Source organism: Escherichia sp. MOD1-EC6300 (genome assembly GCF_002965045.1).
Classification (GTDB): domain Bacteria; phylum Pseudomonadota; class Gammaproteobacteria; order Enterobacterales; family Enterobacteriaceae; genus Escherichia; species Escherichia coli_F.
In genome coordinates, this window is sequence record NZ_PTRH01000007.1 from 62658 (window position 1) to 78478 (window position 15821).

The window sequence follows — 15821 nt, forward strand, 5'->3', positions numbered from 1 at the left end:
CAGCCGTTCCATCACGTTTACCACAGGCGGGAAATGCTCCCGCCTTATTTTTTGTTCAACGAGATGACAGACACACACTATATTGGCCGCTTTGCCCCCTCTCCTTCCGGCGAGCTTCATTTTGGCTCTCTGATTGCCGCGCTTGGAAGCTTTCTACAGGCTCGCGCCCGGCAAGGTCGCTGGCTTGTTCGCATTGAAGATATCGATCCGCCTCGTGAAGTTCCCGGTGCCGCAGAGACCATCCTGCGCCAGCTGGAACATTACGGTTTACACTGGGACGGCGATGTTCTCTGGCAATCGCAACGTCACAACGCCTATCGCGAAGCACTCGCATGGTTACATGAGCAAGGGTTAAGTTATTACTGCACCTGCACGCGCGCACGTATTCAAAGCATTGGCGGTATTTACGACGGTCATTGCCGGGAGTTGCATCATGGGCCAGAAAACGCTGCTGTACGTATTCGCCAGCAGCATCCGGTCACCCAGTTTACTGACCAGCTGCGCGGCATTATTCATGCCGACCAAAAACTGGCGCGGGAAGATTTTATTATTCATCGTCGTGATGGTCTATTTGCCTATAACCTGGCGGTGGTCGTTGACGATCACTACCAGGGCGTGACAGAAATTGTTCGTGGCGCGGATTTGATCGAACCCACGGTGCGCCAAATCTCGCTGTACCAGCTTTTTGGCTGGCAGGTGCCAGATTACATTCATTTGCCACTGGCACTTAATCCACAAGGCGCTAAACTTTCCAAGCAGAATCATGCGCCTGCGTTGCCAAAAGGCGATCCTCGGCCGGTGTTAATCGCGGCACTTCAATTTCTGGGCCAGCAGGCAGAAACACACTGGCAGGATTTCAGCGTCGCGCAAATTCTCCAGTCAGCCGTCAAAAACTGGCGGCTCACCGCAGTGCCTGAGTCGGCAATTGTAAATTCAACATTCTCAAATGCGTCATGCTGAGCTATGATTAGCCGCTATTTTTTTGTCCTGAATGATGTTTGACACTACCGAGGTGTACTATTTTTACCCGAGTCGCTAATTTTTGCCGCAAGGTGCTAAGCCGCGAGGAAAGCGAGGCTGAACAGGCAGTCGCCCGTCCACAGGTGACGGTGATCCCGCGTGAGCAGCATGCTATTTCCCGCAAAGATATCAGTGAAAATGCCCTGAAGGTAATGTACAGGCTCAATAAAGCGGGATACGAAGCCTGGCTGGTTGGCGGCGGCGTGCGCGACCTGTTACTTGGCAAAAAGCCGAAAGATTTTGACGTGACTACTAACGCCACGCCAGAGCAAGTGCGCAAACTGTTCCGTAACTGCCGCCTGGTGGGTCGCCGTTTCCGTCTGGCTCATGTGATGTTTGGCCCGGAGATTATCGAAGTTGCGACCTTCCGGGGACATCACGAAGGTAACGTCAGCGACCGTACGACCTCCCAACGCGGGCAAAACGGCATGTTGCTGCGCGACAACATTTTCGGTTCCATCGAAGAAGACGCCCAGCGCCGCGATTTCACTATTAATAGTCTGTATTACAGCGTGGCAGATTTTACCGTCCGTGATTACGTTGGCGGCATGAAGGATCTGAAGGACGGCGTTATCCGTCTGATTGGTAACCCGGAAACGCGCTACCGTGAAGATCCGGTACGTATGCTGCGCGCGGTTCGTTTTGCCGCCAAATTGGGCATGCGCATCAGCCCGGAAACCGCAGAACCGATCCCACGCCTGGCTACCCTGCTGAACGATATTCCTCCTGCACGCCTGTTTGAAGAATCGCTTAAACTGCTACAAGCGGGCTACGGTTACGAAACCTATAAACTGTTGTGTGAATACCATCTGTTCCAGCCGCTGTTCCCGACCATTACCCGCTACTTTACGGAAAATGGTGACAGTCCAATGGAGCGGATCATTGAGCAGGTGCTGAAGAATACTGACACGCGTATTCATAACGATATGCGCGTCAACCCGGCGTTCCTGTTTGCCGCCATGTTCTGGTATCCCCTGCTGGAAACAGCACAGAAAATCGCGCAAGAGAGCGGCCTGACTTATCACGACGCTTTCGCGCTGGCAATGAACGATGTGTTAGACGAAGCCTGCCGTTCACTGGCGATCCCGAAACGGCTAACCACTTTAACGCGTGATATCTGGCAGTTACAGTTGCGCATGTCCCGCCGTCAGGGTAAACGCGCATGGAAATTACTCGAACATCCGAAGTTCCGTGCCGCTTATGACCTGCTGGCACTGCGTGCTGAAGTAGAACGCAACGCCGAGCTACAACGTCTGGCGAAATGGTGGGGTGAGTTCCAGGTTTCCGCGCCGCCGGACCAAAAAGGGATGCTTAACGAACTGGATGAAGAACCGTCACCGCGTCGTCGTACTCGTCGCCCGCGCAGACGTGCGCCGCGCCGTGAGGGCACCGCATGACAGTGGCGTATATTGCTATCGGCAGCAATCTGGCCTCTCCGCTGGAGCAGGTCAATGCTGCCCTGAAGGCAATAGATGACATTCCTGAAAGCCGCATTCTTGCCGTTTCTTCGTTTTACCGCACCCCACCACTGGGGCCGCAAGATCAACCCGATTACTTAAACGCAGCCGTGGCGCTGGAAACCTCTCTTACAGCTGAAGAACTCCTCAACCACACACAGCGTATTGAGTTGCAGCAAGGTCGCGTCCGCAAAGCTGAACGCTGGGGACCGCGCACGCTCGATCTTGATATCATGTTGTTTGGTAATCAGGTCATAAACACTGAGCGCCTGACCGTTCCGCACTATGATATGAAGAATCGTGGATTTATGTTGTGGCCGCTGTTTGAGATCGCGCCGGAACTGGTGTTTCCTGATGGTGAAACGCTGCAAGCAAGACTCACTACTTTCCCTCCCTGCCCACAGCACTGGTAAACCACATTTCTGGAAAAGCGTATTGGGTAATGCAATGTTGTATAATATTATTTTATAGTTTCAATGAATTAATTCTCTCTCCCCCATCATAAAAATCACAAAAAAACAGCATTAAACATATAATTACGGCAAATATATTTTCATTACCTATATTAACTTTTCTCTTTATAAGAGGTTTTTAATGATAATGAACCAGTTTATTCTGGGTACTATGCCTCACTCCCGGTATTAGCACTGGATAGCGCTTAACTGGATTCTGTCAGGCTGGGACGGGGCAACAAGAGCATACAACGACCAGTCCTTAACGCGTGATTATTAATTTCTACAGCGTATCATCATATTATTTAAATCTGCCCAACCTCACCAAATACATTCATAAAATGCATAATGATAATAAATCATAAAATACATTCACCGAAGATATTTCTCTTTAAAGAGCGTGACATTTATAATAAGTATTGGTGAGAAAAATCACCCCCATTAATTTTTATAAGGATATTCCCATGTTAAAAAAAAGTGCTATTGCTGCGGCATTAGTGATGTTCACCACTTCTGCTTTCGCGCTGGATGGCGGTCAATTAGATTTCGCGGGTTTGGTGAGTGACAACACTTGCGTCTTGCACGTCAACGGTGGCGCCCAGGACGGTCAGATTACCCTGCAAACCGCCACAACCACTGAAGTTAATCAGGCCGGTGTTGTCCAACTTGCCAGCCCTGGCGCAAAACCGGAAGCCTTCTCTATTACGATCGATTGCTCGGACGATCCACAGGGCGCCTCTGCCAATCTGAGCATGGGTTCCGTGTTCTTCAGCAACAGTCAGGGCACTCTGAACAACGATCTCTCCATTAGCCAGGCGGCTACCGGGGTCGCGATTGCCATTCACTACCTTACCGATGCCACTACCTACGAACAGATGAGAGTGAACGACAGCACTGATGTTAAAAACCTGCTGTTTACCAACGGCAAAGCGGTTTACAACTTTAAAGCGTCATATGTAAAACAGGCAGCAACAGTTAACGCAACGGCAGGTTATGTCAAAACCAACGCCGCTTATACAGTGACTTACCAGTAAATATCTGCATCACCCGACAGCCCACGGGCTGTTGGGTCACTCAATAAGGATAGTGTTATGACCAGGATGTGTCAGTTTATTGTTTCCACTGCTTTCGTCGCATCGACAGCCGTTTTCAGCCTCACCGCGCAAGCAGATATTGTGCTTTCCGGTACGCGCATTATTTATAATGCCGACCAGAAAGACGTCACATTGCGCATGGAAAACAAAGGTGCCCGCCCACTATTAGTTCAGACCTGGATTGATACCGGCAGCGAAAATGCCGACCCCAGCACACTGAAAGTGCCTTTTACCGTGACGCCGCCGGTTTCCCGCGTTGATGGTAAAAAAGGCCAAACGGTTAAAATTGCCTGGAGCGCCAGCCAGACCCTTCCAGCCGATCGCGAAAGCGTTTATTGGTTCAATGCGCTGGAAGTTCCCCCCAAGATGAACGATGCCGATGCCAAGGGAAAAAACATTCTGCAATTGGCTTTCCGTACCCGTATCAAGCTGTTCTATCGCCCAACCGGCCTGGCGGGTAACCCGGCTGATGCACCAAAACAGTTAACCTGGCGTCTCCAGTCTTCAGCCGGAAAAGTGGTGTTGCAGGCAACAAACCCAACGCCTTATCACGTCTCATTCAGCAGTATTACCCTTGCCTCAGGCGGTAATAAATATACCGTGGAAAGCAGTATGGTCGAGCCCAAAAGCAGTGCGGAAATGGTGGTAAAAGGCGCTCCCCGTTCTGTGTCTGGCGCAACAGTTGAGTACTCAGCCATTAATGATTTTGGCGGTGGCATTGACGGCAAAGTCAAACTTTGATGCCCACAGACGAGATCGGCTGAGATCGTACAATGAAGATCCCCCACGATGGCAAAAGAATTCAACGATCGCCGCTCGCTTGCCTGATTGCGTGTAGCCTGCTGCCCTGCACACAAAATGTGTGGGGGGCAAACGAGACCGTTGAGTTTGATAACACGTTCCTGATGGGCGCAGGTGCCAGAGATATTGATGTCAATCGTTACAGCAAAGGTAACGCAACATTGCCGGGGCGCTATGACGTCAGCGTGTTTATTAATAACCAGGCCAGCGCCAATCTGAAAATCGAGTTTATTGAATTAGACCCTGAACACGCTGCTCAGCCCTGTATCTCCACCAACACATTATTACAACTGCATATTCGCCAGCCAGAAAAGTTAGCGGATAACGCAATTTTGCAAAAACGCGAAAATGCTGCGCAGGATTGCCTGAACGTAGAGGTTGCTATTCCGCAATCGAGCGTCGCTTACAATAGCAACGATCAGCGGCTTGATATCAGCATGCCGCAAATCTGGCTGCAGAGAACCTATGCCAACTATGTCGATCCGTCGCTGTGGGATGAAGGCATCAATGCCGCAATGCTCTCTTACACCCTTAACGGCTGGCGCAGTGAATCCCCCAATCAAACCACAGAAACCAGCTACGCCGGACTGATGGGCGGTATCAATTTATGGGGATGGCATTTTCGCTCACATGGTAACTATTCGTGGGACAAAGAAGACGGCGGCAGTTTTGAATTTCAGGATAAATATCTGCAACGCGATATCGCCGCGCTCCGCTCTCAGCTGGTAATGGGTGAAACCAATACCACAGGAGAAACCTTCGACTCGGTGCCTATTCGCGGGCTGCGACTCTATAGCGAAAGCCGCATGTTGCCCCCTACGCTGGCGTCGTATGCGCCTGTTATCCGTGGCGTGGCAAACTCTAACGCGAAAGTCACGATCACCCAAAACGGTTATAAAATTTATGAAACGACCGTGCCGCCTGGTCCATTCGCGATTGACGATCTCACGCCGGCAGGGTTCGGCGCCGATCTCGAGGTGACCATCACCGAATCGGACGGTTCAAAACGTACGTTTAGTCAGGCTTATTCATCGGTGATCCAGATGATGCGTCCCGGCGTGGGCAAATGGGATATCAGCGCCGGTGAGGTCAATAAAGCGGAACTCCAGGATAAACCTAACCTGCTGCAAGGTACCTACTATTACGGGTTGAGTAACACCTTCACCGGCTACACCGGCCTGCAAATGACCGATAACGGTTACTGGGCCGGTTTATTAGGGGTGGGCATGAATACATCGCTGGGCGCTTTCTCCTTCGATGTTACTCAGTCTCATGCCGAAATTCCTGACGATAAAACCTATAGTGGACAGAGTTACCGTGTTTCATGGAACAAATATTTCGCCCCGACCGAAACCTCACTCAACATTGCCGCCTATCGCTACTCCACTGAAAACTATCTGGGGCTGAACGACGCGTTAACGCTGATTAATTCTGCCAACCATCCTGATGAAGAAGGCTATTCGGGGATTGTCAGTTATGCACGCATGAAAAATCAGTTCAGCGTTAGCATTAATCAAACGTTAAAAAGTGATGAACGTGACTATGGCTCTTTCTATGTGAATGGCACATGGACAGATTACTGGGTAACCAACGAATCACAGAGCAGTTTTGCCTTTGGCTACAGCAATGCCTTTAACTGGGCGAGCTACAGCGTCAGCCTGCAACGGACATACGATGAAGACAATAAGAAGGATGACTCGATTTATCTGAGTGTGACCATTCCGCTTGATAAACTGCTTGGCCGCGATAGCCATCAGGGCGGGTTCAAAACCCTGAACACCAGCGTTAACAGCGACATGAAAGGGAGCTCACAATTTAACGCCAATGCCTCGGGCTACAGCCAGGATAATCGCTGGAGTTACAGCGTGAATACCGCCTATAACGTGCAGAAAAACAGCGACAGCCTGAAAAGTATCAGCGGTTATACCAGCTATGAGTCGCCGTGGGGAACATTTTCAGGCTCAGCCTCCACCAGCAGCGATCGCTCACGTCAGTATGGGCTCAGCACCGATGGCGGTTTTGTACTCCACCGCCACGGTCTGACCTTCAGTAACGACAGTTTTACCGACTCTGACACGTTGGCGCTGATCAACGCCCCGGGTGCAAAAGGCGCGCGCATTAACTTTGGTAACAGCACCATCGACCGTTTTGGCTACGGCGTGACCAGTTCACTGTCACCGTACCGGGAAAATACCGTCGCGCTCGATGTTAACGATCTGGATAACGACGTGGAGCTCAAAAACACCAGTAGCGTCGCCATTCCGCGCCAGGGTTCCGTCATTTTCAGCCACTTTGACACCGATACCGGGCGCTCCGCCATTCTCAATTTACTGCGTAGCAACAATCAGCCCGTGCCGTTTGCTTCCGATATTACCGACGAAAAAGGGACCTCTATCGGGACCGTCGGTCAGGGCAGTCAGGCATTTGTACGCGGCATTGCCGACAGCGGTGAACTGACGGTCACCTGGTATGAGAAAAATAGTCGCCAGCAGTGCCGTATTCATTATCAGATACCGTCATCACCCACCATGACCGGTAAAACCATCGTACTCAACGGCGTGCCATGCACCCAGCAATAATGTTCCAGGAGAGGAAATGAGAGCTTTTTTACTACCGCCCCTGCTGCTGCTGACGTCGCTTTGTCTGCGCCCCGCACTGGCAACCGATCTTTCGGTGAACTTTACCGCGACCATCAAAGAGACGACCTGTGCCATGACGCTCAACGCATTGAATGGGGCCAATATCAGCGGTGATACCGCAACAAATAACTATTATCTGGATCTGCCTGATATGGGTGTTTCAGACATTGTGAATAAATCGTCACTGTCGGAGGCTAATTTTAAAATCCTTGCCAGCAATTGTAATAACTATATTTCCGGCCTGTCGATGACCCTCAATGGCGCAGTCAGCAGCTATACAGATTCGTTAATCGGTAATGACCAGACCGTTTCCGGACATACCAACTATGTTGGTCTTGGTATTAAACGTATGAACGCTGATGAAAATCTCCGCTTTAAACTCAACGGTAGCCAGCGAGTTACCTGGACGAATGATGAAATAAGTAATGGATTAGATCTTACAGCCATGCTTCGTCAGACCACCACCGGGAATACGATCACCACAGGCCAATTCCAGGCCAAAGTGACTTTCGTCTTTACCTACCAATAGCAGGTTTGTTTATGAATTATCACAATATAACCTTTGTCTTGCTGCTGTGCTTTGGATATATCGCCATCGGCCACGCCGCCAGTAGCTCTATGGACGTTACGGTACGTGCTAAGGTCACTGCCAGTACCTGCACGGCGGAATTACGCGATGCGCAGGATCAGCAAGCCACCACCATCGCTATTGGCGATGTCTATCTCAACGAGCTTTCCGCTAAATCGAAATACCAGAACTTCAGCCTGGTGTTTTCAAACTGCGAAGGGTTAGCAAAGGATCAGGCAAAAGTTGTGCTTTCTGCACAGACGGGCTGCGATGGCGCTTCCAGTACCGGTGGCGGATACCGTAATGCACTGACGACGGCGGACGATGATGCGGCAACCGGTGTTGCGGTTGAAGTGTGGACGACCAATCAGCCAGAAGGTCAGGGCAGCATTCAGCTTAATTGTAAAACCAAACCGACCAGTATTGTTGATTTAGCTGCGGCAACAGGCTCGAATATTGTCCAATGGCCGCTCAGTGCCCGGATTGTAGTAGCTTCCGATAACACCATCGCTGATGTACGCGCCGGGCAATTCTCCACTAATGCAGTCTTTTCTGTGACCTATGAGTAGATGATTATGAAAACAGTTATCTACATGATTGCGTTTTGGTTTTCTTACAACGTCATTGCAGCCAGTACCAATATTAATATGACTGCCAATATCATCAGCACCAGTTGCCGGGTCACGCTCGACAATAATGGAAATATTGATTTAGGCACAGTGGATTATAGCTATCTGAATAATAATACCTCTGTCGATCGCGTCTATTCTGGCGGGCACCCCTTTTATATTACCGTCAGCGACTGCGCGCAGGTAGCGGGGAAAAATCCGGCCCACCTGACCGTCAGCTTTACGCCTTTGGCAGGCACCCTTGCGCCAACCAACCTCCAGGTATTCGCCAACCAGCAGGTCAACGGTGCAAAAAATGTCGGCGTGGTTATTTTATCGACCGAGGACGCACAGCATATTTTCAATGTGCTCGACACGCGTGGTCAACCGCAAAGTATTTACCCCGTGACGCCCGAAACGATCGCTAACGCGACATACCACTTTTACGCTCGGATGCAAAAAATTGACCCTACACAAGCGGTAACCAGCGGCGTGGTAAAAGCGAGCGTATTTGTTGGGGTTTATTATGAATAATCTATATCACTCTCAAGGATGAAGAGATGAACACGCAATACTTTTCCCGGTCTAAGCAGTGGTGTCGAACACTGCTGGTTCTGTTGTCCTTCTATTCAGGCTGCCTGCACTCTGCCAACACAATAATCGTCGGCAACAAAACCTATTCAGGTTCGACGGAAAATAATTCCGGTCCACAGGGGGATGGCAGCGCAACGGCAACGTTCAGTACCGGGGCAAATCAGATAGTGATCCCAACCTCAGCGGGGCTACAAAGTAGCAACATCAGGCTCCAGCTGGGTTGGGTGGATACAAACTCATCAGGAAATAGCCTGATTTACTGTGGCGCTGGCGGAATGGGAACACCATTAACCCTGGAGAGCCATTTCGTTGATGCTCTGGTGAGTGCAGATGGCCACAAGCTCTTTAAAACCAATGTGCAGGGTCTCTACTTCAGGATGCACATGTACAATGTAAGCTCATTCAAAACAACCTCCAGCAGCGATATCTATATCGGTGATACCCCCCAACAAACATTGACATTAACGCCCGAGCATTCCGTATGCGTCGCCGATCTGGGGAATTACACAGCCGTAGGCGGTCTGGTCAGTAAAATTGATATTGAGTTTTATAATGATGGCACCTTCAATCCCAATACGACAGGTAGCATCGCTTTACTGAGCAACAAGGGATATCACTATTCAGTGACAAATGCAGCGCCTGGTGGTGCATTGACATCGCACTATATTTATCAGACGTTCAACATGGGGAATGTTACGCTTAGCTCGCCAACCTGTACCTCAGCGGTCGTTTCGGGGAATACAGTTCAGGGAGATACAGTCAGCCTCGGTGAATACAACCCCAAAGACATCCTTGATGGCGTTGACGGTATCCCTTTTGGTATAGCACTAAAGAACTGTTTCCGGGTCACCAATATCGAGGTCAAAATGACTACCGGCGCCCCTGCAATGTCGGCTGCGTTATTGGGTAACTCGTTAACCGCCGAAGCCAATGCCGCCAACGGCGTAGGCGTGGAGATAAAAGGAAAATCGAACTCACATTATGCCGAGGTAGTTCTTCACCCTAATGACACCCATTCTGTTTATAAAGCCTATGTCGATACAGCTGACACGTCGAATGGCATTATTGGTTCAGGCACATCGGGAACCGCAGCAAATCAAACGCTAAATTTTGTCGCCACTCTCAAACAAGACAACAATCAACAAATCAGAGGCGGGGATTTCAAAGCGACCGCCGTTTTCTCTATCACCTACCCCTGAGCCCCGCTACCGGCAGGCCCCCTGCCGGTTTTGACCACAAAGGGCTAACACTCATCACTGACATCCCCTACAATGCGCCAATCCTATAGATAACACTTATGACTAACAGGGGTTATGATGAAACCGACCACCATCTCCTTGCTGAACAAATACAAACAAGAAAAAAAACGCTTCGCCACTATTACCGCTTACGACTACAGCTTCGCTAAATTGTTTGCCGAAGAAGGACTTAACGTGATGTTGGTTGGCGATTCGCTGGGCATGACTGTTCAGGGGCACGACTCCACACTCCCGGTAACCGTTCAAGATATCGCCTACCACACTGCTGCCGTACGTCGTGGCGCACCAAATTGCCTGCTGCTGGCCGACCTGCCGTTTATGGCGTACTCCACCCCGGAACAGGCCTTTGAAAATGCCGCCACAGTAATGCGTGCCGGAGCCAATATGGTCAAAATTGAAGGCGGCGCATGGTTGGTTGAGACGGTACAAATGCTGACTGAACGCGCAGTTCCGGTGTGTGGTCATTTAGGTTTAACCCCACAGTCAGTGAATATATTTGGCGGCTACAAAGTACAAGGGCGTGGCGATGAAGCGGGCGATCAACTGCTCAGCGATGCGTTAGCCTTAGAAGCCGCTGGTGCACAGTTGCTGGTGCTGGAATGCGTGCCGGTTGAACTGGCGAAACGCATTACCGAAGCGCTGGCGATTCCGGTAATCGGTATTGGCGCGGGCAACGTCACCGACGGGCAAATCCTCGTGATGCACGACGCGTTCGGTATTACCGGCGGCCATATCCCTAAATTTGCAAAAAATTTCCTTGCTGAAGCGGGCGACATCCGCGCAGCAGTGCGTCAGTATATAGCTGAAGTGGAGTCCGGTGTTTATCCGGGCGAAGAACACAGTTTCCATTAAGGAGTCACGTTGTGTTAATTATCGAAACCCTGCCGTTGCTGCGTCAGCAAATTCGCCGCCTGCGAATGGAAGGCAAACGCGTGGCGCTGGTGCCTACTATGGGTAACCTGCACGATGGTCATATGAAGCTGGTCGACGAAGCCAAAGCCCGCGCCGATGTGGTCGTCGTCAGTATTTTCGTTAACCCGATGCAGTTTGACCGCCCGGAAGATCTGGCTCGTTATCCACGCACTTTGCAGGAAGACTGCGAGAAACTAAACAAACGTAAAGTGGATCTGGTTTTCGCTCCCTCGGTAAAAGAGATCTATCCGAACGGTACAGAAACCCACACCTATGTCGATGTTCCAGGCCTTTCCACCATGCTGGAAGGTGCCAGCCGTCCAGGACATTTTCGCGGCGTATCGACCATCGTCAGCAAACTGTTCAACCTGGTCCAGCCGGACATCGCCTGCTTCGGTGAAAAGGATTTTCAGCAACTGGCACTGATCCGCAAAATGGTTGCCGATATGGGCTTCGATATTGAGATTGTCGGAGTGCCGATTATGCGCGCGAAAGACGGTCTGGCGCTCAGTTCCCGTAACGGCTATCTGACGGCGGAACAACGTAAAATTGCGCCGGGTCTGTACAAGGTCTTAAGTTCAATTGCCGACAAATTGCAGGCTGGCGAACGGGATCTCGATGAAATTATTGCTATTGCCGGGCAAGAATTGAATGAAAAAGGTTTCCGTTCCGATGATATTCAGATTCGCGATGCCGACACCTTGCTGGAAATCGCTGAAAACAGCAAACGAGCGGTGATTCTGGTAGCCGCCTGGCTTGGCGATGCTCGCCTGATCGACAACAAAATCGTCGAACTGGCGTAATACTTATACTCTAAATAATTCAAGTTGCAGGAAGGCGGCAAGCGAGTGAATCCCCAGGAGCTTACATAAGTAAGTGACTGGGGTGAGCGAACGCAGACGCAGCACATGCAACTTGAAGTATGACGAGTATAACTGGCGCTACGGCTGATGGCGCCAATTATTAATTTGCCCCACATCATGGCGATGACGTCTGTAAGCGATTATTCATATCGCAGGCAATTTAGTTAATCAGCTTATCAAGCTCAGCAAGAGGTAAATTTGCCATCTCTGCAACGTCTTCCCGAGACATTCCTTTACTCAGAAGACGCAGGGCGAATTCTTGCCTTTCCTCCTGTCTTCCCAGCTGAATCCCCTTCTCAATCCCCTTCTCAATTCCCTTCTCAATTCCCTTCTCTTCAAACCACTGCGCCAACGTCATCATAGACTCCCCTCCCGTTTCCCTGTCTCTCACCACACCATAAAACAAATCCGCTTGTTCAGTATGACCGCGTTGCAGCATATAGTTTTGCATGGCAACTAACTGACTTCCGCTAGTGTACCCTTCGTCAATCAGCGTGACCAGTTGCTCCAGCAATAACATTAAGTCGCGCTGGCGAATATGTTTTTGCAGCAGTTCGAGAATCGCAATCCGCCGATGTTGCATGATTTCGTCATCCGGTGTGATAGTGATATCCACCAGCGGGAAAGGACTGTTATAGACGCGTCGCGCCAGCTCCGGCGAGTAAAACATATCAAACCAGCACATTGAGAGCGGATAAGGTGTGGCCTCGCCCTGATAAAACAGAATCGGCACCACCAGCGGCAGCTTATCGTGATCTGCCTCCAGATGCCGGTGCATGGCAGCAATAGAATAACGCATCATGCGAAACGCCATTTTTTTATCCGGCTTGCTTTGGTGTTCAATCACAACATGTAGATAGCCCGTATTACCCTGCATTTGCACGGAATAGAGCACGTCAGTGCTGTGCCCTTTCAGGCTTTCTTCAATAAAACTCCCCGACTCAAGATGCAGCGTGTCGAGGTCACACAGTTCGCGTAGCTCCGCTGGCAAATGGATATCCAGAAAGTCGCGAGCCGTTTCCGCGTGCATTAAAAATTGTTTAAACACCGCATCATGCGGTGTGGTACTCGGTGCATCCATCTTCCCTGCCTTCCGTGTTGTCTTGCGTGAAGGCAGTATCCAGTCAAGGCGCGCCGTCGTCAGCCGCCTCTTTAGTGTTTACCGAGCAGCGTTCAGAGAAATTTCAATTGGTTACATGTGTTACATGGCTCGCTTCGGCACGGTACGCAAACTGCTGATGCAAATGCCGTCAGATGAGTAGACACTAAACAAAAATCGGGCAATACTGCGTGAGAATTTCCTCAAAGCAGGCACCGCCTGCTTCGTTAACGACAGGGTAGAAAGGTAGAAGTTATGATTCGCACGATGCTGCAGGGCAAACTCCACCGCGTGAAAGTGACTCATGCGGACCTGCACTATGAAGGTTCTTGCGCCATTGACCAGGATTTTCTTGACGCAGCCGGTATTCTCGAAAACGAAGCCATTGATATCTGGAATGTCACCAACGGCAAGCGTTTCTCCACCTATGCCATCGCAGCAGAACGCGGTTCGAGAATTATTTCTGTTAACGGTGCGGCGGCCCACTGCGCCAGCGTCGGCGATATTGTCATCATCGCCAGCTTCGTCACTATGCCGGATGAAGAAGCCCGTACATGGCGACCCAACGTTGCTTATTTTGAAGGCGACAATGAAATGAAACGTACTGCGAAAGCGATTCCAGTTCAGGTGGCCTGATAATCACCCCTGCGGCTGGTTACTCACCAGCCGCGACATCGTCTCCAGCGAATCCGTTCTCAAGATATAAAGTCGTTTTAACAATAACGGATTATCCCCAGGTTTAACTTTGCCTTTCATGGTGGTCACTGCCAGATGAAATCCGGCTTCACGTGCCGCCTTCACCGCTTTGTCATTAAATCCGCCAAACGGATAAGAAAGATACAAGACATGTGGATTAAACTGCGCCAGCGCCCGGCGCGATCGCGCAAAATCAAACAGAATATTGTGCTCACTACGGCTCAGTAATATGGGGCGGCGATAGCCATCTATCCGATGCAAAAAATGAGTATGTGACTGGAAATCAAATACATCACGAATTTCGTTAAGCTCAGAAATGCTCATAAATTGCAGCGATTTTGGATCCCATTTCTGCGGGTGACGTTTGATGCGCGAGGTAACAATAAATGCCGTCGCCTTCATACCATAGTGTTTCAACACAGGATACGCATAGCGGCTAACCGACTTGAGACCATCATCAAAGGTAATCACCACGGCACGTGCCGGGAGATTAATGTTATTCTGCACGTAACCTTCCAACTGCGTCATGCTCAGTGTCGCGTACCCCCTGTCGCGCAGCCAGGCCATCTGGTTATTGAAGGCGCGTACCGAGGTGGTCGTCGAAGTATGGCGAAAACGGGTGTTTTCTTCGTCGCGCAGAATATGATGATAGGTTAGCACCGGCAGGCCATTGTCGGGTTGGGCATCCAGTGCACTGATATAGGCCAGTCGTTCGCCAATACGGACCTGATACCAGGTTTGGTTTAACCTGTCTTTCAGTTTATGCAAAATCGGATAACGCAAATTGTCCGCCAGTACCCCAAATGGCGCACTGCCCACACTCGGCGCGTTATAAACCGGCGTATCTTTCCAGGTAATTAAGTTCTGATTACTCAGCGGCTTGTTGAGGTCACCCAAACCGTCTTCAACTTTTTGTCGCCCCTGAACCGGCTCGAGATGACCTTTATCGATAAACCCTTTGCCAAAGCCAAAATTAAATGCGTAATAACTTGCGGCAGTGGGCTCCACGGCAATGATTTGTCCGGCCCGAATATTCCCTACCGTCACCATTTTGTCGCCAATTTGCGCCCAGACCGCAGCATTTTCGATGGTTTGCATATAACGGGCAGGCAATGCGGCACTGACGCTTGTGGTAAACAGCATCAGCAGGAGAATAACAGCTTGTTTATACATGAAAAAATAACCAGGGATGAAACAACGCTTTTATTGTAGCAAAAGCGTCATCAGGATCGCGGGTTAATACTCATACAAATTATGTTTGAGGACGAAAGGCGGATTTTTTTGTTGTTGGTGCCAGAGACTACTGACTTCAGGCCCACCCAGTTCGACAATTCGCTCGCGAAACTCCGCACTGGATAACGTTTCACGGTAGGCCAGCATCTGTTCAACTAACGGTAACGTTACCCCAGAAATCACTTCGCAGCGGGAGTGTTTGTGGCTTAATAGCGAAGCCACGCGGTACGGCGGCGCTCCGGCAATATCAGTTAAAAAGATCACCCCATCGCCAGAGTCTGCTTCATGCAGAGCATCGCACATCATACGGCTGAGCATATTAGAACTTAATCCGCGCCAGAAATTCACGGCCCGGCACTGAAGAAGCGCCCCGTGTTTTTTCTCCAGCGCATCCAGTATCTCTTGCGCCCGATCATCGTGACAGGTAATAACCCAACCTAGCATCGCCTTCCTCCTTAGCCGAAAATCAGTCTACCCTGACCATGGTTGATAAAGGGTGATAGTCGTCAAAACTCCTCTCCCCCGA

General features: G+C 50.3%; 16 protein-coding genes. 13 read left to right on the forward strand and 3 right to left on the reverse strand.

Going from position 1 to position 15821, the window contains the following annotated elements; translation table 11 throughout:
* The first annotated feature begins 63 nt into the window (after nt 1–63).
* The 12 genes from gluQRS (at nt 64) to panC (ending at nt 12207) form a co-directional block, all read left to right on the forward strand.
* On the forward strand, nt 64–960 hold the full coding sequence (gene gluQRS, locus BGE37_RS12570; RefSeq protein WP_170881815.1) for a tRNA glutamyl-Q(34) synthetase GluQRS: 897 nt from the start codon (nt 64–66) through the stop codon (nt 958–960).
* Nucleotides 961–1019: 59 nt separating this feature from the next.
* Nucleotides 1020–2417 (forward strand): polynucleotide adenylyltransferase PcnB, encoded by a 1398-nt coding sequence (pcnB, locus tag BGE37_RS12575; protein ID WP_203369798.1) that lies wholly within the window; start codon nt 1020–1022, stop codon nt 2415–2417.
* Nucleotides 2414–2890 carry a 2-amino-4-hydroxy-6-hydroxymethyldihydropteridine diphosphokinase gene (gene folK / locus BGE37_RS12580; RefSeq protein WP_032302406.1) on the forward strand — a complete coding sequence of 159 codons (477 nt, stop codon included), beginning with the start codon at nt 2414–2416 and terminating at the stop codon, nt 2888–2890. Before pcnB ends, folK begins: the two co-directional genes overlap by 4 nt.
* Nucleotides 2891–3393: 503 nt before the next feature.
* The gene (locus tag BGE37_RS12585) at nt 3394–3963 is read left to right on the forward strand and encodes a fimbrial protein (protein WP_032302405.1); all 570 of its coding nucleotides are present in this window, start codon (nt 3394–3396) and stop codon (nt 3961–3963) included.
* 66 nt (nt 3964–4029) lie between these two features.
* Nucleotides 4030–4764, forward strand: a complete 735-nt coding sequence (locus BGE37_RS12590) for a fimbrial chaperone (protein ID WP_105277316.1) — start codon at nt 4030–4032, stop codon at nt 4762–4764.
* Nucleotides 4765–4796: 32 nt separating this feature from the next.
* Nucleotides 4797–7403 (forward strand): outer membrane usher protein, encoded by a 2607-nt coding sequence (locus BGE37_RS12595; protein ID WP_105277299.1) that lies wholly within the window; start codon nt 4797–4799, stop codon nt 7401–7403.
* A 16-nt stretch (nt 7404–7419) separates the two neighbouring features.
* The gene (locus BGE37_RS12600; RefSeq protein WP_105272028.1) at nt 7420–7992 is read left to right on the forward strand and encodes a fimbrial protein; all 573 of its coding nucleotides are present in this window, start codon (nt 7420–7422) and stop codon (nt 7990–7992) included.
* An 11-nt stretch (nt 7993–8003) separates the two neighbouring features.
* A complete protein-coding gene (locus BGE37_RS12605) occupies nt 8004–8600 on the forward strand; it encodes a fimbrial protein (protein WP_105277298.1) in 597 nt (198 codons plus the stop codon).
* A gap of 6 nt (nt 8601–8606) precedes the next feature.
* Nucleotides 8607–9173 (forward strand): fimbrial-like protein, encoded by a 567-nt coding sequence (locus tag BGE37_RS12610; RefSeq protein ID WP_231347610.1) that lies wholly within the window; start codon nt 8607–8609, stop codon nt 9171–9173.
* A gap of 26 nt (nt 9174–9199) precedes the next feature.
* Nucleotides 9200–10432 carry a fimbrial protein gene (locus BGE37_RS12615; protein WP_105282170.1) on the forward strand — a complete coding sequence of 411 codons (1233 nt, stop codon included), beginning with the start codon at nt 9200–9202 and terminating at the stop codon, nt 10430–10432.
* A 117-nt stretch (nt 10433–10549) separates the two neighbouring features.
* Complete coding sequence (panB, locus tag BGE37_RS12620; protein ID WP_105277295.1) at nt 10550–11344, forward strand: 3-methyl-2-oxobutanoate hydroxymethyltransferase; 795 nt, start codon at nt 10550–10552, stop codon at nt 11342–11344.
* A gap of 11 nt (nt 11345–11355) precedes the next feature.
* Nucleotides 11356–12207: a pantoate--beta-alanine ligase gene (gene panC, locus BGE37_RS12625; protein WP_000905376.1), complete on the forward strand. Its 852-nt coding sequence runs from the start codon at nt 11356–11358 to the stop codon at nt 12205–12207.
* A 220-nt stretch (nt 12208–12427) separates the two neighbouring features.
* Here panC and BGE37_RS12630 read toward each other — a convergent pair whose 3' ends face one another.
* Nucleotides 12428–13348 (reverse strand): Rpn family recombination-promoting nuclease/putative transposase, encoded by a 921-nt coding sequence (locus BGE37_RS12630; RefSeq protein WP_105277294.1) that lies wholly within the window; start codon nt 13346–13348, stop codon nt 12428–12430.
* Nucleotides 13349–13621: 273 nt separating this feature from the next.
* Between BGE37_RS12630 and panD the strand changes: the two genes are divergently transcribed.
* On the forward strand, nt 13622–14002 hold the full coding sequence (panD, locus tag BGE37_RS12645; RefSeq protein ID WP_000621515.1) for an aspartate 1-decarboxylase: 381 nt from the start codon (nt 13622–13624) through the stop codon (nt 14000–14002).
* 3 nt (nt 14003–14005) lie between these two features.
* On the opposite strand, the gene BGE37_RS12650 is transcribed toward panD, so the two are convergent.
* Both BGE37_RS12650 and BGE37_RS12655 read right to left on the reverse strand, forming a co-directional pair.
* Nucleotides 14006–15235 carry a polysaccharide deacetylase family protein gene (locus BGE37_RS12650; protein WP_105277293.1) on the reverse strand — a complete coding sequence of 410 codons (1230 nt, stop codon included), beginning with the start codon at nt 15233–15235 and terminating at the stop codon, nt 14006–14008.
* Nucleotides 15236–15298: 63 nt separating this feature from the next.
* Nucleotides 15299–15739, reverse strand: a complete 441-nt coding sequence (locus BGE37_RS12655; RefSeq protein WP_000901978.1) for a PTS sugar transporter subunit IIA — start codon at nt 15737–15739, stop codon at nt 15299–15301.
* Nucleotides 15740–15821 lie beyond the last annotated feature (82 nt).